The sequence below is a fragment of the Paenibacillus sp. JJ1683 genome (assembly GCF_053006485.1).
In genome coordinates, this window is record NZ_CM129820.1 from 4,440,492 (window position 1) to 4,460,824 (window position 20,333).

At 45.3% G+C, this 20,333-nt stretch carries 19 protein-coding genes, 2 pseudogenes and 1 riboswitch; of the genes and pseudogenes, 9 read left to right on the forward strand and 12 right to left on the reverse strand.

The annotated features are described in order from the left end of the window. Nucleotides 1–29: 29 nt before the first annotated feature. Nucleotides 30–1,763, reverse strand: a complete 1,734-nt coding sequence (locus ACUC6J_RS18975; protein WP_250247805.1) for an ATP-binding protein — start codon at nucleotides 1,761–1,763, stop codon at nucleotides 30–32. After that, the gene (locus ACUC6J_RS18980; RefSeq protein WP_016818599.1) at nucleotides 1,760–2,206 is read right to left on the reverse strand and encodes a hypothetical protein; all 447 of its coding nucleotides are present in this window, start codon (nucleotides 2,204–2,206) and stop codon (nucleotides 1,760–1,762) included. Before ACUC6J_RS18980 ends, ACUC6J_RS18975 begins: the two co-directional genes overlap by 4 nt. 45 nt (nucleotides 2,207–2,251) lie before the next feature. Here ACUC6J_RS18980 and ACUC6J_RS18985 point away from each other — a divergent pair, with 45 nt between their 5' ends. Continuing rightward, on the forward strand, nucleotides 2,252–2,956 hold the full coding sequence (locus ACUC6J_RS18985; protein WP_016818598.1) for a response regulator: 705 nt from the start codon (nucleotides 2,252–2,254) through the stop codon (nucleotides 2,954–2,956). On the opposite strand, the gene ACUC6J_RS18990 is transcribed toward ACUC6J_RS18985, so the two are convergent. Genes ACUC6J_RS18990 through ACUC6J_RS19005 form a run of 4 tightly spaced genes read right to left on the reverse strand, consistent with a single transcriptional unit; the run spans nucleotide 2,924 to nucleotide 7,397 of the window. Then, complete coding sequence (locus ACUC6J_RS18990) at nucleotides 2,924–3,835, reverse strand: glycosyltransferase family 2 protein (protein ID WP_025365672.1); 912 nt, start codon at nucleotides 3,833–3,835, stop codon at nucleotides 2,924–2,926. The two genes, ACUC6J_RS18985 and ACUC6J_RS18990, sit on opposite strands and share 33 nt — an antisense overlap. Continuing rightward, nucleotides 3,795–5,021 carry a glycosyltransferase family 4 protein gene (locus tag ACUC6J_RS18995; RefSeq protein WP_447249273.1) on the reverse strand — a complete coding sequence of 409 codons (1,227 nt, stop codon included), beginning with the start codon at nucleotides 5,019–5,021 and terminating at the stop codon, nucleotides 3,795–3,797. The genes ACUC6J_RS18990 and ACUC6J_RS18995 overlap by 41 nt, the downstream gene beginning before the upstream one ends. Further along, on the reverse strand, nucleotides 5,018–6,271 hold the full coding sequence (locus tag ACUC6J_RS19000; RefSeq protein WP_143069146.1) for a transporter: 1,254 nt from the start codon (nucleotides 6,269–6,271) through the stop codon (nucleotides 5,018–5,020). Before ACUC6J_RS19000 ends, ACUC6J_RS18995 begins: the two co-directional genes overlap by 4 nt. Before the next feature lie 4 nt (nucleotides 6,272–6,275). Then, nucleotides 6,276–7,397: a glycosyltransferase gene (locus ACUC6J_RS19005; protein WP_016818594.1), complete on the reverse strand. Its 1,122-nt coding sequence runs from the start codon at nucleotides 7,395–7,397 to the stop codon at nucleotides 6,276–6,278. A gap of 396 nt (nucleotides 7,398–7,793) precedes the next feature. Here ACUC6J_RS19005 and ACUC6J_RS19010 point away from each other — a divergent pair, with 396 nt between their 5' ends. The 5 genes from ACUC6J_RS19010 to thiE all read left to right on the forward strand — a co-directional run bounded on the left by ACUC6J_RS19010 (nucleotide 7,794) and on the right by thiE (nucleotide 12,893). Then, the gene (locus ACUC6J_RS19010; RefSeq protein WP_447249274.1) at nucleotides 7,794–9,515 is read left to right on the forward strand and encodes an NAD-dependent malic enzyme; all 1,722 of its coding nucleotides are present in this window, start codon (nucleotides 7,794–7,796) and stop codon (nucleotides 9,513–9,515) included. A gap of 69 nt (nucleotides 9,516–9,584) precedes the next feature. Continuing rightward, a riboswitch (TPP riboswitch) is annotated at nucleotides 9,585–9,687 on the forward strand. A gap of 132 nt (nucleotides 9,688–9,819) precedes the next feature. Continuing rightward, entirely contained in the window at nucleotides 9,820–10,509 is a 690-nt protein-coding gene (tenA, locus tag ACUC6J_RS19015; RefSeq protein WP_447249275.1) for a thiaminase II, read from the forward strand. A gap of 25 nt (nucleotides 10,510–10,534) precedes the next feature. Beyond that, the gene (thiM, locus tag ACUC6J_RS19020; protein WP_167438371.1) at nucleotides 10,535–11,380 is read left to right on the forward strand and encodes a hydroxyethylthiazole kinase; all 846 of its coding nucleotides are present in this window, start codon (nucleotides 10,535–10,537) and stop codon (nucleotides 11,378–11,380) included. Further along, entirely contained in the window at nucleotides 11,377–12,207 is an 831-nt protein-coding gene (gene thiD / locus ACUC6J_RS19025; RefSeq protein ID WP_031462102.1) for a bifunctional hydroxymethylpyrimidine kinase/phosphomethylpyrimidine kinase, read from the forward strand. Before thiM ends, thiD begins: the two co-directional genes overlap by 4 nt. Next, nucleotides 12,204–12,893 (forward strand): thiamine phosphate synthase, encoded by a 690-nt coding sequence (gene thiE / locus ACUC6J_RS19030; RefSeq protein ID WP_167438370.1) that lies wholly within the window; start codon nucleotides 12,204–12,206, stop codon nucleotides 12,891–12,893. Before thiD ends, thiE begins: the two co-directional genes overlap by 4 nt. Before the next feature lie 411 nt (nucleotides 12,894–13,304). On the opposite strand, the gene ACUC6J_RS19035 is transcribed toward thiE, so the two are convergent. Further along, the gene (locus ACUC6J_RS19035) at nucleotides 13,305–13,646 is read right to left on the reverse strand and encodes a winged helix-turn-helix transcriptional regulator (protein ID WP_019688443.1); all 342 of its coding nucleotides are present in this window, start codon (nucleotides 13,644–13,646) and stop codon (nucleotides 13,305–13,307) included. A 104-nt stretch (nucleotides 13,647–13,750) separates the two neighbouring features. Between ACUC6J_RS19035 and ACUC6J_RS19040 the strand changes: the two genes are divergently transcribed. Then, nucleotides 13,751–14,662, forward strand: coding sequence for an arginase family protein (locus tag ACUC6J_RS19040; RefSeq protein ID WP_447249276.1), 912 nt, complete (start codon nucleotides 13,751–13,753; stop codon nucleotides 14,660–14,662). 136 nt (nucleotides 14,663–14,798) lie between these two features. Here ACUC6J_RS19040 and ACUC6J_RS19045 read toward each other — a convergent pair whose 3' ends face one another. Then, nucleotides 14,799–15,053 carry a hypothetical protein gene (locus tag ACUC6J_RS19045; protein WP_143069147.1) on the reverse strand — a complete coding sequence of 85 codons (255 nt, stop codon included), beginning with the start codon at nucleotides 15,051–15,053 and terminating at the stop codon, nucleotides 14,799–14,801. 65 nt (nucleotides 15,054–15,118) lie between these two features. Beyond that, nucleotides 15,119–16,087: a LacI family DNA-binding transcriptional regulator gene (locus tag ACUC6J_RS19050; protein WP_167440927.1), complete on the reverse strand. Its 969-nt coding sequence runs from the start codon at nucleotides 16,085–16,087 to the stop codon at nucleotides 15,119–15,121. Between the two features lie 187 nt (nucleotides 16,088–16,274). Here ACUC6J_RS19050 and ACUC6J_RS19055 point away from each other — a divergent pair, with 187 nt between their 5' ends. Together ACUC6J_RS19055 and ACUC6J_RS19060 are read left to right on the forward strand one after the other, a co-directional pair. Further along, entirely contained in the window at nucleotides 16,275–17,624 is a 1,350-nt protein-coding gene (locus ACUC6J_RS19055; RefSeq protein ID WP_447249277.1) for a 6-phospho-beta-glucosidase, read from the forward strand. 288 nt (nucleotides 17,625–17,912) lie between these two features. Beyond that, nucleotides 17,913–18,274, forward strand: a pseudogene (locus ACUC6J_RS19060) (IS30 family transposase); the annotation flags it as partial. A gap of 92 nt (nucleotides 18,275–18,366) precedes the next feature. On the opposite strand, the gene ACUC6J_RS19065 reads toward ACUC6J_RS19060, so the two are convergent. The 3 genes and pseudogenes from ACUC6J_RS19065 to ACUC6J_RS19075 all read right to left on the reverse strand — a co-directional run bounded on the left by ACUC6J_RS19065 (nucleotide 18,367) and on the right by ACUC6J_RS19075 (nucleotide 20,101). Then, a complete protein-coding gene (locus ACUC6J_RS19065; protein WP_447249278.1) occupies nucleotides 18,367–19,269 on the reverse strand; it encodes a PhzF family isomerase in 903 nt (300 codons plus the stop codon). A gap of 204 nt (nucleotides 19,270–19,473) precedes the next feature. Next, nucleotides 19,474–19,819: pseudogene (locus ACUC6J_RS19070) on the reverse strand (hypothetical protein); the annotation flags it as partial. Beyond that, entirely contained in the window at nucleotides 19,820–20,101 is a 282-nt protein-coding gene (locus ACUC6J_RS19075) for a hypothetical protein (protein ID WP_447249279.1), read from the reverse strand. Nucleotides 20,102–20,333: the final 232 nt, after the last annotated feature.

Here is a 20,333-nt window from a genome sequence, read left to right on the forward strand (position 1 = left end):
CTTGTATCTGTTGGTTATCTTGGGCCTATCTATCTTCTCAAATGAACGATGGCCTGCAATCCCTGATCGGTGTTACGCAGCTTTAAGCGACCACCTATAGTCTTCAGATATGCATCCATGTGATACAGGCTGAACGTATGCTCCTGTGCGTTTTGGGAATAGTCCGGCTGGAAATAGCTCCAACGCATCTTGTCATCAATCCCGCCGCCTGTGTCTTCAATGATAATCATAATTTCAGCTTCTTCCAGCCGTGAGCTAACCTTAAGCATATGAGATTGCCGCTTGGACCGCAGACCCGTTCGGCCCCGTTCCTGATCCTCCAGCTGCTCTCCATCTTGGTTCATGGCCTGCACTGCATTTTCCAGCAGCCCCTGTATCGTTTTGTACAGCATGGGTGCTTGTGCTGCAATGGATGGAACTGGCTCTTGCCGCAAGATCACTTGAATGTGCTTCATATTCAGCGAACGGTTCGCCCATTTCAGCGATTCGGACAATACCTCATTCATATCGGTGAAGCTAATTCCGCTATTATCATGCATTTTCTCTTCCAGCTCATCACGCAAACTACGGACGCCTGTCAGTAATTCTCCTAGTGAGGATTCCTGTCTGAGACGACCCTGAATGAAATTTTCATTCAGCTCGCGGAAATACTCCAGTTCCTCATGAGATGCTCCTTTTCCCTGACTGGAAGACACTTCAAAGCGGTTGGCTAGATCTTGATAAAATCCCAACAGCTTTAAATCATCGCCGCCTGTGAGACGGCTAGTCTGTTCTTGTAGCTCTTGCAGCTGTTGCTCAATCGTCTGCATTAACGGCAAATAATACGTGTCCTGCTGCTGTCGCATATCTTCATCCCGCCGCTGGTCACGCACTTGATTGTTCACGATGGCATCTTTCACAATCCGTTTGCGGAACTGTATGAGCATGGCCCACAAAATAATGAGTATTAGAGCCATCACCATCCACAACTGTTTGCGAAAGGAGCTAATTCGCTGGGCAGTATCCTGACTGATATCCTTAACCGATATGTAAAGGGCCTCTTCCCCAATGCGGCTGAATCCTATTCCGTATTTCTCTCCACGATCTTCAACGATACCCGTATTGCCCTCCAGCAGCCTACGGGTTACACTCGTGATGTCCGTCCGGTTGATATCCGAAGTACTTCGGGAAGCTACGATCTTGAATTGACCGTTATAAAATAAAGTCTCATGCTGATTCACCGGCTTACTTTTAACAATTCCACTAAGCATTTCAGCGTCAACTGTACGCACCATAAAACCGCCCGTCTGCGCCCCTTGAATCCTGCACGCTATGTACTGGGCAGGCTGATGATCCTCAGTCACAAAAGAGCTGACCGCACAACCATTTTGCAGCCATTTAATCTGCTGGACCGCATTCCTCATATCACGATTGTCACGTCCGACCATCACATGATACTGTTCATCCAGCACATAAAAAGACCCGCTCTCACGCTTAAACCCCTCAGCATATTGACGTGTTCCCTGATTCAGCATCTCTCTGCCCAGACTGGACGACAGCTCTTTTAGCTCATCTTGCCATGCGGCATAATGCTCCGTTATGCTGCCAGACAGTTCCTGTACCTCATCCTGGAGCTGCTCGTTCTGAATTTCCGCCAAGTGACCGCTGAATTGCCGCATGACGAACCATTGTAGCACAGCGGCCAAGAACAGTGTCACACACAAAACCATCAGGTACAGGATCAGCTTTTGCCAACTTGGTTTCAACAAAGCCCATTGCTTCATGACCTGGCCCCTCCATTTTGTTCAAGACGGCTCAAAATCGCTTGCATCAGGCATTCCAGCTCGTAGCTGACCAGCGGTAGCCGTGCGCACAGCAACCGGGGAGTGCGGCGCTGGAGTGCGGCAAACCTCGCAGCGGTTTCCGTTGCCCCGTCTGTCAGCAGGATCAACTCGCATGTTTTGGCTATATATAGACGATCCAAATCTTCCTCGCTGTATGCTCGCAGATCAACAACGTAAATATCATGACGATCGTCCATATGCTGAAGTGCACTGGAGACGGCCAGAGTCACCCCTGTATGTCGCGCAGCATGATACTGGTGAAGAAGACGCATTCCTTTTTCCCAGAGCGCGTGTTCAACCGAATCAAATCGTTCACAAAAAAGACGCAACGCCCGTTCTGTACTGACATCTTTTAAAAATGCCAAAACGCTGATATTATACATGTAGTTCCTCATTTCTTACTTCCTGATTGGAGTTGCGCAGTTCTTATGACACCCCAAAACATTCTATTTGTTGACGACAGTCCTATGGTGCTGTCCCTGCTTGAACGGACATTGATGCAAGAAACATTCACCTTACATACCGCTCACACGCCTAAAGAAGCTCTGCAAGTGCTGGAAAAGTACCCGATTGATGTTGTCGTCTCCGATCTGCTTATGCCTGGTTTGGACGGAATTACGTTCCTTCGTATGATTAAGAAAGATTATCCACATATCGTACGCATCATTTTGTCTGGTCACCTGCATACGCAGTCCATTTTATCGGCCATTAATCAAGTCGGCGTGTTCCGTTTTTTGACGAAACCGCTGGAGCTGGATGATGATACGCTTAAAAAGATACTGTATGAGGCGCTTGATCAGGCTAGGCTCAATCGAAACAGCCTGTATGCAGACCAGAACGTGGCAACTGACTTGTCGATATTTATAAACAGCATTTTGAATGCTCCGTACCGACCGTATGTCCTGCTGAATGAACAAGATATCGTAACCGCCGTACATATTGCACTTGCTGAGCTGTATCCTGTCGGCTGCTCACTGCGTCATCCTGCTGGCGAAGGTATTCAGTTAACTCCGCATTCATTATATATACCGTATGAGGAGCCGGAATCTTCCGATCCCGACCTGTACTCGCTGGATACGCTGACCCTCGGTCATTCATCGTTACGCCTTATCCGCCTTAGCGAGATCGCCTGAGTGACGGGTGCCGCCCTTTAACACGGCGGCTACCCCAATCACAGTCAGGCAGGTGTACATCCACAACATCCCCCCCGTTAGCAGCGGATGGCGGATGTAGTTTTTCACATTCCCCCATGTATACAACACCGGACGGAAGAAGTACCAACGTTCCAGTGCCTTTCGCAATCCGCCCTCCTCAGATGACATCGTACGATCCATCACCGAGAAGTAGTAGGCTTTTTTACGTAATACATCCTGCAAATATACCTGTTTTTCATCATGATATACCCGTGTAAAAACCGCCCGGCGAATGACTCCGCCAGACTCTATATAGCGTAAGGTTGGCTGTATTTCTTCAAAAGCAATTTGCTCCGCATTAAATCCGCCTGTTGATTCGTAAGCGCTCGTTCGCCAGAAGCGTGCAGCTTCAATGGAGCGTTTTCCCAAGGTCTCTCCTGCGTTGTTAATTACATTCCGCTCGAAAACCTTTACTTTGGAGAAAAAATTATTTGCTTCCGAATATGCCTCCTCTGGAATAACCAAGGCGCCAATATCTTGATGATCGTCAAAAAAGTCGATGCTTTGCTGAATTAGATGTTCGGCTAAAATCATATCGGAATCCAATACAAATATGTATTCGGCACCCAAGCGCTTCGCTTCCTCAACCGCTTTGACTCTAGCAACTCCCCGCTCTCCATGAGGAAGCTCCAATACGGTAACGGGTACTGAGCTCCCTGCGGACAGCATACGAATCGTCTCAACCGTCCGATCACTGGAGCCATCATCGGCAATTACAATATGCAGATCCCTGTAATTTTGCCCCATACAGCTTCGCAAACAAGGCTCTATTGTACGTTCATTGTTGTACGTGGAGAAGAGAATGACCACTTTGTCCACTCTGTTCCGCCTCCTCTGTCCAATTCTCCATCAACTGCTCAAATGCGGCAGCTGTATGATCAAAATGAAATCTTAGCGCATATTGGTACGCTCGCTCACGGATGGCCATGTAATCTTCGCCACCCTCTGCCGCTCTTTCCATTTGTTCAGACAATCCTCGAATATCGCCGTGAAAGCATAAATATCCGCTTTTTCCGAAATCCGTCGCATCCACCAGACCGGGAGAATTGCTCACAATGCTGGGAGTTCCAACCGCTGCCGCTTCGGTAATCGTCAATCCCCAGCCTTCACGCAGGGAAGGGAATACGAGCGCATGGGCACGGCTCATCAGCTCCAGCTTATACTCTGCTGAAACAAATCCATAAAAGGTAATATCGGCTTGTGATTGTCCCTGTTCATCCGGTTCTCCGTATGTCAATCCATACCGTTCTATAATCGGCAATAATTGTTCTGTCACATAGGTTTTATCGGTTTTTCCGGCAATCCATAACATAGCCTGGGGGAACTTTTCCTTGAGCCGCCCAAAGGCTTCAACGACCAAATCAATGCCCTTATATTTAACAAAGCGTCCGGCATACATGAAGGTTGGGTTAGACTCCTTCGTCAAAAATTGTTCACGCGGCCAATGATCAAACTCAATGCCTTCCGGTAAAAGATGAACGCGATCTGGATGAAAGCCCAGCTTAAGCAGATCATACCGGGTAGACGGGGATACGGTGAGCGTCCGATCCTTCCGTGCCAGCTTAAGCATGAGGGGCTCCATATGAAATCCAATCATATTTAGCGGGAACCTGGCATTTTCATACCATATTTCCCTTGTTAGCTGATGTATGAAAAAAATTCGCTTGGATGCCTCCACCCAAAATCGGGTAAAGAACTGATGCGTATTCGCTTGATTAATTACATAGTCAATCTGCTGCCGATGACGACGGTAATAGCGCATCGCATAATAAATAACACTGTATATGTTTCCTTTTCGAATATACGTAACACCGTCAATGACTTCATGCTCAGGCGTCCCCTCAAATTGAGGTGAGAAATGAATGAACTGAAACCGACCTTGCTGTGAGCGTTTCAGCATTTCATGGGTGAAAATTTCTGCTCCCCCGCTTTTCGGAGAACGAATGTCACGCCAGGAAAGCAATAGAACTACGGTCTTATCGTCCTGCTCTAGTATGGTATTCATGGGGTGATTCCTCCCCTTATCTTTATTTTGAACAAATACATATAGGCATCTATCACAAAGTAGAGAGACATAGCTCCGTACACAATGAACTCTGACAACAAAAAATCGATCGGGTCTGTGTGAGCCATATGAAAGGCTACTAATAAAGCTGCGGCTCCCGCCATCAGGCTGAACATAAAGGTGCGTCTGCCCACTAATACGTGCACATGCACAAAAAATAGCACGATGGAAAAAAGCCAATACACCCAGCCTCCCCATGGAATATAGGCCTCAGCCGCCTGGTAAGAGGCTCCAAATAATATGGGAATAGAGGGTGGGAATATATAAGTTGTGCCCACATATACACACAGCGCGGCTACAGCCATTAATCCAGCATAGATTACAATTAACTTGCCCAAAGCCTGGCGGTCATGCCCCTGCGCACCGATCTTTGGAATAAAGGCAGCAATCAAGCTGTACGAAACGTAATAGACCAACTGGCTGTACTTCAGCGCAATGGCATAGCTGCTGGCCTGCTCAGGAAAATAATGCTGTACATACAACATGTCGATGGATATACAAAACAGAATGAATAAATTCGTCATAAGGCTGTCGGTGAAATCCTGACCTAGTGACTTCCATAACCCAGCAGGGATATGTTCTCCTCTATATGTCAATAGGGACAAGCCTCGGGCCGAAACGATCCAGCCGTGAAGCAACGACAGCAGCATTCCCCCACAGCTCGCTAATAGTAAGGCTTCCAGCCTTAACCCCAGGGCAGCCAGGACAAAAAACAGGCATAGCTTCCCTAATACCTCAATGTAATAGTTCACATTGAGCGCCAGCATGCGTTCCCTCCCCTGTAAATCTCCACGGCACGAACTCACCAGAATATGCAATCCGATCAAGGCATACAGCATGAACAGCGGGCCGGACTCAACGCCCAATAGCGAACGCAGCCACGGATGAAAGGAAAGTAAAATGATCATGGCAAGCAAAGTTAGCACTAGAGGTGCTTTTAGTAATAGAGAACCGAGCGGTAAACTGCGTAGCGGAAGCTTCTGGTCAGCCTTGGACACCAGCTTGGCAGTTAACAGCTGGATGGATAAGCCCAATACGGACAACAGTGCAAAAAGGGCCAACAGCGCGTTCGCCTGACCATAGGCTTGTCCGGTAAGATACCAGCTCGCTGCAATGTGGAAGAAAAAATTGAATCCGTTAAGCAGCACATTAAAGAGGGGGAACATCAACGAACGCAATCGGTTGTTCACGTGGTTATCTCACCCGCCGATCCAGTCGCCAAATCTCAATGATAGAGCGCAAAAAACGAATGGAATCCTTCCAGACATGAATGTGCGAGCCATCTCGGTCAATACATTTGACGGGTAGTTGCAGCACACGGAGCTGAAGTCGCTTGGCAATGAACATCATCTCCAGATCCAGCGCTAGTCCGAGTTGTTCCTTCAAATGTGGAAACATCCGCTTCACGGCAACCGAGCTCATCACTTTAAGACCCGTCTGGGAATCTACTACACCGGTTGGTAAAAAGGGGCGAGAGACGACCCGTTTGCCAAAGCTGACGATAGATCGCAATAGAGAACGATTCTCGGCGGTCATATCTTTGGTTCCAATCACAACATCATAGTAGCCCTGTTGAACAACATTGATCATTCTGGCAATATCCTCAATAAAAAAAGAATCGTCCGCGTCCACAAATACGTAGTAATCCGCACCGATGGTCCGCATTCCTTCCAGATACGTCCCTGCCTTGCGCGTATTGCGTCCCAATTCCCTTGTTTGAAGCAGTGGACTCAAGTTCTGGTTAATCCGGTTTACGGACAAGTCCGTTGCTGCCTCCAGCGCTTTAATCAAGGCATTCGTGCCATCGTGGCTACCATCATCAATGAGATAAATCGAACCCTCTATAATATGGCTGCGGATAAAGGCTTGCAGTCGCTCAGCAAAGGTTTTGACATGAACAAAACGTTTCTCTTCGTTATACACAGACAAGATGAATGCAACATGTTGGCTTTTAGTCGAATACTCGGGATAGAGCAAGCTTTGTATTTCAGAAAGTATTTCTTCGGTATCATTGGCTTGCCAAAATAGCAGACGCAATCGGCCTACTCCGATAATCTGCACCATATGCTGATCACTGAACGGAAAGGTTACATCCGTCACCAATAGCAATGGCATTTGCGGAAATTGGCTACGGATCTGATTAGCTTTCCGCACGGCTTGCCCCGGCTCCCTATAATCTATCAGGCAGCAACTTGCGCCCTCGTAGACTGAAGCTTCCTCCGTGTCCTCGCACTGTATATATTGGTAAAAACAAATCACATTGGGATAATCAATAGCCCTGTTGTTATCGCTAAAAATGGCTATAGGTCCCTGCACACAAACCTCTCCTTTTCCTCCGAATAATTCTATTTTGTTGAAAAAGAATTAAAAATGTTTGCTTAGTAAGATTAAATTAATGTCCAAATACTTCATATTTTCTTAACATAATAGCTCACATCCCTTGATATATAAGCATTCAAGAGAAGAAAAACTAATTTTCATATTTGATAAAAACAGAGCATTTAGACCCGATTCATTAGGACTATTACTATACGAATTACAAGTTGAATCCGAAAACAAAATTAGTTCTATAGGATTAATAAAAAGATACACATATGGTCATTTTGTCATAGATTGATAGGCGAATAAAACCAATTTGTACGTCCATACTATGGACAACATGTCATTTTCATCATGAATAATTATCAAAATATAGGGAAAGAAGGTATTTTTATGGAAGCATTTCATGTCAATCGTGATGGGTCATTATCTACTCCCTTACGAGGAAAGGACGTCCTAGCAAACCCTCTTTTGAACAAAGGGGTGGCATTTACAGAAGAAGAACGCAAAGAACTGGGCTTGGAAGGAATTCTTCCTCCCACTGTCCTTTCATTGGAAAAACAGAGCGTTCGGGCATATCAGCAATTCCTGGCACAACCCACCATGCTGCGTAAAAATGCTTCACTTAACGACCTTCATAACCGGAATGTCGTGCTTTACTATCGGCTGCTAACCGACCATTTGAGTGAAATGCTGCCCGTAGTCTACACACCGACTGTAGGAACCGCCATTCAAGAATACAGCCATGAGTACAACCGTCCCGGGGGCGTATATTTATCGATAGATAATCCGAACGGTATCGGACAGGCGTTCTATAATTCCGGCTTACGTAGTGAGGATGTTGACCTGATCGTGGTCACGGATTCAGAAAGTATTTTGGGAATTGGTGACTGGGGTGTCGGGGGAATTAACATTGCTATTGGCAAACTTGCTGTATATACAGCTGCGGCAGGTATTCATCCCGGGCGGGTGCTGCCCATTGTACTGGATGTCGGCACGAATAACGAGAAGCTGCTGAATGATCCGCTATACATCGGAAACCGCCATAAACGAGTTCGCGGAGAAGCCTATCATCAATTTATTGATACCTTTATTAGTAAAACGTTAACACAATTCCCGAAGGCGCTTTTGCATTGGGAGGATGTGGGCAGCGTGAACGCACGCCACATAATAGGGAAGTACGGTCAAAACATTCTCACCTTCAATGATGACATCCAAGGCACAGGAGCAGTCACATTAGCTGCGATTGTTTCGGCGGTAGGTGTCACCAAAACTCCGCTACGTGAACAAAAAATACTTGTCTTTGGTCCGGGGGCAGCAGGAATCGGCAACGCCGACCAAATACGAGGAGCTATGATCGAGGACGGGCTTCCTGAAGAAGATTCATTCAGGTCGTTTTGGGCCTTTGATTATCGCGGATTATTAACGGACGATATGGAAGATGTACTCGATTATCAGAAACCATATGTGCGTAAAAAGGAAGAAATCAGCTCATGGGCCCGATCGGAAGACGGCAAAATACCGTTGCTGGAGGTCATCCGTCAGGTAAAACCTACAATCTTAATTGGGACTTCCGGTGTAGCGGGTGCCTTTTCTGAAGAGATTATCAAGGAAATGGCAAAGCATGTGGAACGCCCGATCATTATGCCCATGTCCAATCCTACCAATCTGGCTGAAGCGGTACCCGAGGATTTGATACGATGGACTGATGGCAAAGCATTGATTGCTACGGGAAGTCCCTTTGAGCCCGTCAGCTATAACGGTACGAAATTTGAAATTGGACAGGCGAACAATGCCTTTGTTTTCCCGGGACTGGGTCTAGGCGCAATTGTGGTCATGGCCAAACGAATCACCCCTTCCATGTTTACCGCAGCAGCTGATGCCGTTGCCAACGCCGTAGATTCGAATGAACTTGGCGGCGCACTGCTGCCCCATATTCGAAAATTACGTGATGTTTCGTTTGCGGTTGCGGTTGCGGTAGCAAAGGCCGCAATTCAGGATCAGGTAGCTCAGGCACACCTTCCAAATATTGAGCAAGCCATTCGGGATGCAATGTGGAAACCGGAATATGTGAGGGTCAAAGCCGTGGAAAGTGTAATCCAACACCCTCACTAATCCTTCACTAGGCATAAGCAATTTGACATAACATAGGAACGAATGTACAGTATTAGTCAAAAGAATAGGAAAGTCCACTAGGGGAGCCATTATGGCTGAGACAAGAATGAATCTTGGACCCTTTGAACCTGATCTAGTTCGTACTAGCGTAGGAAAGTGGAGCCTTCTATATAGGGTTTCAGGCGTTTTTGCGCATTGAACCTATGTTGAAGCCGCTCCAGTTTTCGGGGCGGCTTTTTGGCATTGTTCCGAGAATTGTATCTTACGGGACTTCTTGTTCTCCATTTTTGTTGGAGGTGGGGAAATGAGTTTTTCGCAAGAGCTCCGTCAGCAGGCGGATGGCATTTTTCAAGCCATTTATGAGCATCCCTTTGTGAGAGGTATTGCTGAAGGAAATTTAACAAGGGAACAGCTGATTCACTATGTAAAACAAGACTTTGAATATTTGAACGCCTACATGCGGATTTACGGCATCGCGATCTCCAAAAGCACGAGCCGGGAGGATATGGCTGTATTTAACGAACAGATCTCTTTTATTCTCAACAGCGAGGTTCATCCGCATCAAAATTTTTGTGCTATCGCAGGTGTCACCTATGAAGAGATGCAGGGATATCCACTCGCTCCGTCCGCTCATCATTATATCCGCCATATGCTGACCGTCGCACATGAGGGTACTCTTGGGGAAATCATGGCCGTGCTGCTACCATGTCCGTGGACATATCTTGAAATTGGACGCAGGCTAATGGACGAGGTAAGACCGGACGAGTCTCATCCGTTCTATGAGTGGATTTGCTTCTATGGCAACCAGATTGAAGATGTAACCTTCAAATATCGAGAGCGTGTGGATGCTTGGGCGAAAGTCGCCACGGCTGCCGAGCGAGGGCGGATGATTGAGCATTTTATGCTAAGCTGCCAGCTGGAATATATGTTCTGGGATATGGCTTATAAGCAGGAGCAATGGCCCGTCCAAATGCACGCTACGGTCTTGGAATAATCAGTATAGATGAGAGAGGATAAACATGATGAATATATGGGAACAAAGTTATTCGGCGCTCCTGACAAAGGTACAAAACAGCAACCCCCTCGTTCATAATATAACCAATGTGGTGGTCACCAACTTTACAGCCAACGGCCTATATGCACTAGGGGCTTCCCCGGTGATGGCTTATGCACCGGAGGAAGTAGCAGATATGGCCAAAATAGCGGGCGCCGTCGTGTTAAATATCGGTACGCTAAACCGTGAGCTGGTGGATGCCATGATCCTTGCTGGACAATCGGCGAATGCTCACGGTATTCCAGTTCTGTTAGATCCAGTCGGTGCGGGAGCAACTAGTTTTAGAACCGAGTCAGCACTGCGAATCCTAAACGAGGTTAACATCTCACTAGTACGAGGCAATGCAGCCGAAGTCGCTCATCTGATCGGAGAAGCCCGAGAAATTAAAGGGGTAGATGCAGGCGACAGCGCTGACAGCAGTAATGTCGATCTGGCAGTTCGGGCTGCGCAAACGCTCCATACCATGGTTGTCATCACTGGAAAAGAGGACGTCATCACCGATGGGGTTGAAGTACGATTGATTAGTGGCGGAGACGCGCTGCTTACGAAGGTAACCGGAACAGGCTGCCTGCTGACCTCTGTGTTGGGTGCCTTTGCAGCAGTTGAACCCAACCTGCTGCTCGCAGGCACAGCAGGTTTGGCATTTTACAGTGCAGCAGCTTCTCGAGCCGCAGCGCATACCGCAAAGCTGGGGCCGGGCAGCTTCCAGATTGCCTTTCTCGACGAGCTTGCCAAACTACATACTGGTTCGCTAGAGGGGCATGTCACGATCCGTGAAGCTGGAACAACTACAACAGGTGGTGCGCGATGAGAGACGTGCATGTACCGAGAGCGCTGACGATTGCCGGTTCAGACAGTGGCGGCGGGGCTGGAATTCAAGCCGATCTCAAAACCTTTCAGGAGCTTGGCGTATACGGCATGTCAGCTATTACGGCTATAACGGTACAAAATACTTTGGGAGTTCACGGTGTATATCCGCTGCCACAGGAAGCAACAGCGCAACAGATCGAAGCTGTAGGATCAGATCTTGGAGTCGACGCCCTAAAGACTGGCATGCTATTTGATGCAGGCATCATCCGCCTAGTAGCCGAGCAGATCCGAAAGTTCGGCTGGGAAAAGGTTGTCGTCGATCCTGTAATGATTGCCAAAGGGGGCGCAAAGCTGCTGCAACCAGAAGCGGTGCAGGCATTGAACGACGACCTGCTCCCCTTGGCCCTGGTCGTCACACCAAATATCCCGGAAGCGGAGGCCTTAACCGGGATAAGCATTCGTACGATGGAAGGGCGCCGTGAAGCTGCGAGACATATTAGCAGCCGGGGTCCCAAATTCGTTGTGATCAAGGGCGGCCACGATGAGGAGAGCGAAAACAGCGGTCAGGTCATTGACCTGCTCTTTGACGGAACAGCCTTCACAGAGCTGGGCGGCAAGCGGGTGCGAACTGTCCACACACACGGAACAGGATGTACGTTCTCAGCAGCGATTACCGCTGAATTAGGGAAAGGCGTGTCTGTACCGGAAGCTATTTTGAATGGAAGAGCCTTCATTCAGGCGGCGATTGAGGATACATTGTATTTGGGCCAGGGACACGGTCCAACCAATCATTGGGCCTATCGCCGTCGTCAGGAGATACTCCAATGAGCGGTCGAATATTACCTGAGATCATGCGGCGGCATTTACAGATGTATCTGGTTGTTGGAAGCGTGAACTGCCTCGCGGAACCAAATCGGGTCGTGCAGGAGGCTCTTGCTGGCGGCACAACCATGATCCAGTTCCGGGAAAAGGGCCGTAGCGCGTTAACAGGGGTTCCTATGTTTGAACTTGCGCGTCAGCTACAAGATCTGTGCCACCACGCTGGTATCCCCTTTATCGTCAATGACGATGTGGAGCTGGCTCTTGAGCTCAACGCCGACGGTGTTCACATCGGTCAGGACGATGAATCGGCTGATTCTGTGCGTACGCGGATCGGAAACCGAATCCTTGGCGTCTCCGCCCATACGATTGAGGAAGCTCGTCGAGCCATTCTGCAAGGTGCGGACTACCTCGGCGTCGGCCCCATCTATCCCACCATCTCAAAGGATGATGCTCATGCGGTGCAGGGTCCAGCCATTTTGCATGAGATGCGCAAAGCGGGAATTGATCTGCCCATCGTCGGGATCGGTGGCATTACGATAGACCGTGTGGAGGAAGTGGTAAGTGCGGGTGCCGATGGTGTAGCGGTGATTTCGGCTGTGACGCAGGCAAAACAGATTCGAGCTGCTGCAGAGGAACTAAAGAAAAAGGTAGTGCTAAGCATCAAACATCCGGGGATGTCCCAAAAGCTATAAAATGCTATGTCCCTTCCTTCACCCCATTATGTCACTTTTATTGTTTACGCAAGAGCCTCATTTCCACTAATAAAGTAGAAATGAGGCTCTGTGTTGTCATAAAATTAATCTTTTACAGCTTGATTTCTTGTGTTCTTTTTCTCAGCAATAAGTAATCCTAGCAAAATGTACCCCCTGTACAATATCCCCATGAACAGAACAATACCAACGATTGAAACAAGAATAAGTAGAATATTCGCTACAAATAAAATAATTGCCATAGTCAAAAATATCCCCCCCAAAAGATACTGATTTTTAAGCTTCCTATCCCCAGTACACTTGAGCTTGTAGAATACCTGATTAACTATAAATATATGTCAATCGTCTTTTCTAATATTCGTATAGCATTCGAAAGCAATTAAAAAACGAAACTTAATTATATTGATTTTTGGTTCCCCATTCACATAACCCTTCCAAAACAGGCAATAGTGTTTCCGCTTTTTCTGTAAGACTGTACTCAACTTTAGGTGGAACTTGGGGGTACTCTTTCCGATTCACCAGACCATCCGCTTCCAATTCTTTTAGCTGTGAACTCAATGTTTTATAAGTAATAGCTCCGATTTGTCTTTTCAGATCATTAAAGCGAACCACTTGGTTTTCGGCCAGAAGGTAAATAATAACCATTTTCCATTTACCACCAATAACTGACACTGTATAACCAAAAGGTGTATCTTGAATGTTTTTAACTTTACCTTTAAATTCAGCCATACTCATATTCACACTATCCTTTCGGGTAGTACCTATCAAATTAGTGCGTACTACGTTTTTATTTGCGTTCAGTTTATACTAACCGTAATTTGAAGTAAAGGAGAGAAAATATGACTAAAACAATACGCCTGTTAATGCCGCAATGGCAAGGAGGAAACAATCCTAACTACTCTTTTGGAGCTGAACTGCTGGCTTGGCTAGCCCCAGACAATGATCAACCCCTTATTCATGTTCCAGTTCAAGCTTATGATGGAACTCCGCTTGCCAACGAGAACGGTATGTATGGGAGAAAACAGCTACTTGAACAATTAGAGGCTGCTCAACATATCATTGACGCTCATAAGCCAGATCGCATTGTAATGTTTGGTGGTGACTGCTTAGTCGAACAAGCCCCGTTTGCCTATTTGAACGAACGATACGGTGGAGAATTAGGGTTAATTTGGATCGATGCCCACAGTGATTTAGTTAGATATGTAGGCTATGATAACGGACATACATTACCGCTTGGAAATCTATTGGGAGAAGGAGATGAGGAGTTCGCAAAATATGTGAAATTACCTCTTAAACCTGAAAAAGTCTTTATCGCTGGTTTAGCAACTCCTACAGAAGAAGAAACAAAAGCATTTTCAGAAACATTTCAAAAACTAGGTGTTACTACTATAGAAACAGATGCTGAAGTAATTCAAAGATTAGGGATTCGAACTGCTGGGACCCAAGAGTTAACGATCAGTACCGAATCAATAAAAGAGTGGATTAAAGAAAGCGGCATCAAGCACCTGGCGATTCACCTTGATTTAGATGTACTTGATCCAAAAGCATTTCGTTCTTTATTATTCGCCAACCCTGAAGCTCCCTATAATCTTTCTCCTGCGGGAACAATGCAAATACCTCAACTACTTCATCTGATTAAAGAACTATCTGAAGAAACCGATGTAGTTGGGTTAGGTATAACCGAACATATGCCGTGGGATTCCATTAACTTGAAGAATCTGCTTGGGGAAATACCTATTTTGAATCATTAATTCTACTTACGATCTATACATGTTTTTTTTGACTTAATTTTCGAAATGGAATTATTAGAAATTCGTTTGAATTAGAGTATTGTGTAAAGAAAGGACTCCTGGGGATTTATGCTGTTATGGAGTCCTTTTTTATTTTTTACTTTTTATTTTCATTTATTAATTTTAGTACTGGATTAAGGAACTCTTCAAAAAAGAAGTCGCCTCCCTCACCCGGAGTTAGTGCTTTATTATGATCAAAAGATTCGAAATCTTCTGGTACCGAAATATGATAGAGCGTGCCATTTTCCATTAATTCTCCTAAATCCTTATAAGCATTTGTTGGACGTGCAAAGCAGAGAACCCTAGAATTCTCAAGTATATATAAGTGAGTATCAGTTAACCTATATTGCATAAAATAACACCTCAATTATGTGACTTGAATAGCTCAGCACCGGATAAAAAGGAATACTCAGGAGATCAAGTAGTCGCTCGCTCTACTAATTTGAATTCCAAGGGATGTAATTCTTCCTGAAGCCCCTCTAGGGCATTTCGAATCATAATGAATGCATTTTCCGCTTGCTTGTCAATCGGGTAATGAATGGTGGTTAAATCAAGCAAATGCGAAATTTCGGTGTTATCAAAGCCCACCACTGCAACATCACTCGGGACAGAAACACCGAGCCTACGTGCTTCGGTCAAAAATCCTGCAGCCAAATAATCGGTAGAACAAGCGAAGGCATCAGGCTTGTTGGATTGTTCGCCCCACCAGTGAGCAATTTGTTCACCCGCTTCTATTGAATTTAAGCCATAAAAATGCGGGAAAGCATCTGCGTTCAAATCATATTTTTTGCAAAAATCATGATAAGCCCGTATGCGCTCCTTCGTATTCAATCCCCTCATATTCCCATATACATTCACAATGCTGCGATAGCCTCTGGCATACAGATGCTCCAGCGCAAGCATGTACCCCTGATACTGGTCCATAAATACAGACGGGATTGCCTCAATGTTTACACGCTGCCATGTCACAATTGGACCATATTTGGTGTAGTGCTCAATCACACTCCACTCATTGACGCGAATCATACAGACCAAGGCGTCCAGTTGCTTTCTCCGCAACATTTCCAGTGCTTCAAGCTCCCGCTCCTTCTCTCCATTCGTAATAAATAGTGCCATATTAAAACCATGCTCCTGGGCATAGGTTGTAAATCCACGCACAAATGAACCCAATGAATCATTAAAAGAAATTGAAATAATTCCTATGAGCTTGGTCATGCCCTTTTTTAATGAAACCGCATTCAAATTAGGTACATAATCCAGTCGGTCTATGACCTCCTGTACACGCTGCCTTGTCGGTTCACTTACGTACGGATGGTTATTAATGACACGAGACACCGTTGCCGAGGATACACCCGCCAGCTTTGCAATTTCATGAATATTTGCCACATTTCTCACCTCGTTCTTTCTATTTTAGCATGTTCGTGTTTAGCATGTTTCGTGGCCCCGCCCTATAATTGTCACCTTCCCCAAATAAGTTTTCTAAAAGCGCTTGACCTGTAATGCATTACAGGGATTACAGTGAATTTGAGCTTAAGAAAGCGGTTTTAAAAAACATACTCAGGAGGCACTAACCATGAAAAAAGGCATAAAAATCGCAACTATTGGCGGAGGCTCCAGCTATACACCAGAATTAGTAGAAGGTTTTATCAAACGTTATGCAGAGCTTCCCATTCGGGAATTATGGCTGGTAGATATTGAAGCAGGACGCGAGAAACTGGAGATCGTAGGGGCCATGGCCCAACGGATGGTGAAAGCCGCCGGCATTGATTGTGAAGTACATTTGACACTGGATCGTCGGGAAGCCTTGAAGGATGCCGATTTTGTAACGACCCAATTTCGGGTAGGCTTATTGGAAGCCCGGATTAAAGATGAAAGTATTCCTTTGAAACACGGTATGATCGGTCAGGAAACCAATGGGGCTGGTGGGATGTTCAAAGCTTTTCGTACCATACCCGTTATCCTCAGTATCGTAGAAGATATGAAAGAACTGTGTCCGAATGCATGGTTGATTAACTTCACCAACCCTGCGGGCATGGTCACCGAAGCAGTGCTTCGTTATGGTCAGTGGGATAAAGTCATCGGATTATGTAATGTTCCAATCGGCGCGATCAAGAGTGCATCGGCTGTGCTGGACAAACCGGAAGAAGAGCTGTTCTTTAAATTTGCAGGAATTAACCACCTTCATTGGCACAAAGTTTATGATAAAACTGGAGAAGAATTAACAGAACAAGTTATCGAAGGACTGTATGCTCCTGGCGCAAAACCGGAGAAGGTCGTTGAAAATATTAAGAACATGCGCTTCCTGTATGATCAGGTTCGTCAATTGAAAATGCTACCTTGTCCTTACCATCGGTATTACTATATGACCGATAACATGCTCAAGGAAGAATTAGAGGAGGCCAAAAACGAAGGAACTCGGGGCCAAGTCGTCAAACGTCTGGAAGAAAGTCTGTTTGAATTGTACAAAGATCCGAATCTGGATTACAAACCAGAGGAATTATCCAAACGCGGCGGTGCGCATTACAGCGATGCTGCCTGTGAAATCATCAACTCTATTTATAACAACAAAGGCACATTGATGGTAGTTAGTACGCGTAACAACGGTGCGATTGATGATGTCCCTTATGATAGCGCCATCGAAGTAACTAGTGTCATTCGCGCGCATGGTGCGGAGCCTGTCAACTTTGGTAAATTCCCTCCAGCACAACGGGGACTGCTGCAAGTCATGAAGGCGATGGAAGAGCTGACCATTGAAGCGGCGGTCACTGGTGACTATGCGACAGCACTGCAAGCCTTCACCTTGAATCCGCTCGTTCCAAGCGGCGATATCGCCCAAACTGTGCTGGATGAATTGCTGGAAGCACACAAAGAGCATCTGCCGCAATTTTTTGCTCATAAAGAGAAGGCGACGGCGACGGTATAAAGCTAGCAGCAATCATCCTGCTGGAACACAAAAAAGCTTCCTACATGCATGTAGGAAGCTTTTTGCTATACGTCCCAGGAGTACTTGCTAGGACGTTGGTGTTATTGGGTTTGTCAAATTTATATGTAGAGGATGTGTAGATTACCTTAATTTTATAATTCCACATTTAAAGCCACCTAGTGTTACTAATATCATAAAACCTTATTATTTCAACATTAATAGGCTTTTTGACTGTTAAAGATGCTCTTATAAATAAAGGTTCAATCTTTATTGGGAACAGTAGCTTCAAACCCTGCTACGATTTGCCAAGAGCTCCGCCGGAATAATGGGTCAGGGGGGTCTTACCGTGCTGAGACATCTCAGAAGAGTTATGTCCAGTGACGTCGGGCTTCAATTCCTGTAGGCAAATGGACGCCAGAGCTTGCTGGCATCATCGAAGACAAGCTTCAAGCGACCTGGTCTCCTGAGCAAATCACAGAACGACACCGTCAAGAAGGACAGGAGTTCGTGTGCTTTAAAACGATCTATCACTGGCTGTTCTCAGGCACAAAGGCAAGCGTCAGAAGCCCTCTGAGACACGGGGGAAGTATGGTGTGGGCAAGTCGATTTTCCAGCATCCGAAAGAAGTACGTTCACGTAAGTGTCTGGGCTGGAGAACCGCTCACGAATCCTTTTCAGAGGAACTGTCGCACTTGGCTTGACAATCCGTCATTAAGCTTATTGATAAATTTGTTAGACTTTTTTAAAGTATGATCTCCGTTGAAAAAGCAATAACCGCTTTCCCCGTAATTTGAACTAATACGGGTTTTCCCTGTTCCTTTTTCACATGAACATGCATTGTTCCCTCTCTTTTGATTGCCTCACCTTGTAAAATATCAAAATCAAAAGACTGCTCATTCTCATTTTGCAAAATGTTATAGTGTACCAAATAGGCTCCAAGCGGTCCATTTGCATTTCCTGTCACCGGGTCTTCAGCTACTCCAATTGCAGGAGCAAACATTCTTCCGTGAACCAATATATCCTCTTGTGGATTTAATGTAAAAACATAATATCCATTACATCCAATATGCTTGCTGATTTCTGTAAGCTTCTGCAAATCAGGTTTTAAACTATGTAGTATTTCATTGGAGTAAATCGGAACCATTACCTTAGAATGACCTGTTGAAGATATCGCAACTGGATATTCCATGCAAATATCTTTACAAGAAATACCTAACGCATTTGCAATCTGACTTCTTATTTCATCATTTAAAGGCTCTGATACAGAAGGTTCTCCCTGTGTCATTACAATAGAATAGTCATCTTCATGCATTATAACATCAACAGGCAATATACCTGCTTTTGTTTTCTGAATAATTCTTCCAGTTTCAGCTTTTCTCTCAATTGCATAAATGTAATGTGCTGCTACTGTTGCATGACCACAAATTGGAACCTCTGTTGTTGGAGTAAAAAATCTTACTTCAACATTATAATTTGAAGAATCTGTTTTAAAAATAAATGCAGTTTCCGAATTATTTAATTCTCTTGCAATTCTCTGCATCTGATCATCTGTAAGTCCATTTGCATTTGGAACAACCCCAGCAGGGTTACCATGAAATCTACTTTTTGTAAATGAGTCTACTTGATATATTCTATATTTTTTCATAATTTCGCCTCTATAAATACTAGTTTGTCTGTCTATTAAATCTGATATTAACATACTTTTTAGGCAGTTTCACTTAAATTAAAAGATGTAATATGGCCCTTTAATGAAAACGAACTGATCCTTATTATAGAATCGCACTCTTTTATGGAAGATTGTTATTAAACTAAAGCCGCAGTTAGCTGAAATGGTCTTCTCAATCCTTATCTAAAAATGGAAAAAATCTTTTATGATTATAGGTACTTTTAGATTCTGCCACGCCTGTTGAGTAACTCGATTCATAAAACAAGAGGTGCACTGAAGAAGAACGTGCTGAATCTGAATCAGCCATTCAACAGGTAAGTTTGAAGAAGAAATAGACGAGAAAATCGCGCAAAGGAAAGAACGGCATGTTGGGGCCATGAGGCCTGAGCAGCACAAACAGCCAATTGAGCAGGACATAGACGATTAGAGCACAGAATAATTGCCCATAGACCGCATTTTCAGTCATGCCCAACAGCGTTGGAATATTCAAATGTTGCTTGATCCAACGAAAGAAGACTTCAATCTGCCATCAAGCCTTATTGATCTGTTTCGACCCCCGGAAGGGGTTGCCCATTTTCTGCTCGTAAAGCGACATGAAGTTTAATAGCTGCACGCTCTCCGTGATAAGGAGCCCAATGGATCGATAGCTACCCCATTGTTCGAACGCAGCCATGCACCAGTATTGGAGTAAATGGTACACCGTAAACTTGCGGGCTTTGTCTTCATAACCTATTAACTTCACAACCCTTTGAACTTCTTCAGGAGTCAGCATGGATTGAAGGATAGATGTAATCGTGATAGAATTTCTCATAAGTTCGTCTTCTTTCGGATTCGTTTGGATGGTACCAACGATTCTACAGAAAAGACAATCCTTTTTCTACCATTTTGTGGTTATTCAACAGGCGTGCTACAATATAGGGGTATTAGTTTATATAGCGTGTAAAAATCGTGTGTATAATTTGTGTAAAGAGGTGTATTAATCACACCTTTTTCTAACGTTTTTTATCGTAACCCCAATAAAAGAAAAAACGCCTCAAACCCTT

Bases quoted from the DNA above. Each gene is read 5' to 3' on its own strand.
- thiM (WP_167438371.1), top strand. From the start codon at position 10,535: ATGATGAATATATGGGAACAAAGTTATTCGGCGCTCCTGACAAAGGTA.
- ACUC6J_RS19075 (WP_447249279.1), bottom strand. From the start codon at position 20,101: ATGAGAAATTCTATCACGATTACATCTATCCTTCAATCCATGCTGACT.
- ACUC6J_RS19040 (WP_447249276.1), top strand. From the start codon at position 13,751: ATGACTAAAACAATACGCCTGTTAATGCCGCAATGGCAAGGAGGAAAC.
- thiE (WP_167438370.1), top strand. From the start codon at position 12,204: ATGAGCGGTCGAATATTACCTGAGATCATGCGGCGGCATTTACAGATG.
- thiD (WP_031462102.1), top strand. From the start codon at position 11,377: ATGAGAGACGTGCATGTACCGAGAGCGCTGACGATTGCCGGTTCAGAC.
- ACUC6J_RS19010 (WP_447249274.1), top strand. From the start codon at position 7,794: ATGGAAGCATTTCATGTCAATCGTGATGGGTCATTATCTACTCCCTTA.
- ACUC6J_RS18995 (WP_447249273.1), bottom strand. From the start codon at position 5,021: ATGAATACCATACTAGAGCAGGACGATAAGACCGTAGTTCTATTGCTT.
- tenA (WP_447249275.1), top strand. From the start codon at position 9,820: ATGAGTTTTTCGCAAGAGCTCCGTCAGCAGGCGGATGGCATTTTTCAA.
- ACUC6J_RS18980 (WP_016818599.1), bottom strand. From the start codon at position 2,206: ATGTATAATATCAGCGTTTTGGCATTTTTAAAAGATGTCAGTACAGAA.
- ACUC6J_RS19065 (WP_447249278.1), bottom strand. From the start codon at position 19,269: ATGAAAAAATATAGAATATATCAAGTAGACTCATTTACAAAAAGTAGA.
- ACUC6J_RS19055 (WP_447249277.1), top strand. From the start codon at position 16,275: ATGAAAAAAGGCATAAAAATCGCAACTATTGGCGGAGGCTCCAGCTAT.
- ACUC6J_RS19035 (WP_019688443.1), bottom strand. From the start codon at position 13,646: ATGAGTATGGCTGAATTTAAAGGTAAAGTTAAAAACATTCAAGATACA.
- ACUC6J_RS18985 (WP_016818598.1), top strand. From the start codon at position 2,252: ATGACACCCCAAAACATTCTATTTGTTGACGACAGTCCTATGGTGCTG.
- ACUC6J_RS18975 (WP_250247805.1), bottom strand. From the start codon at position 1,763: ATGAAGCAATGGGCTTTGTTGAAACCAAGTTGGCAAAAGCTGATCCTG.
- ACUC6J_RS19045 (WP_143069147.1), bottom strand. From the start codon at position 15,053: ATGCAATATAGGTTAACTGATACTCACTTATATATACTTGAGAATTCT.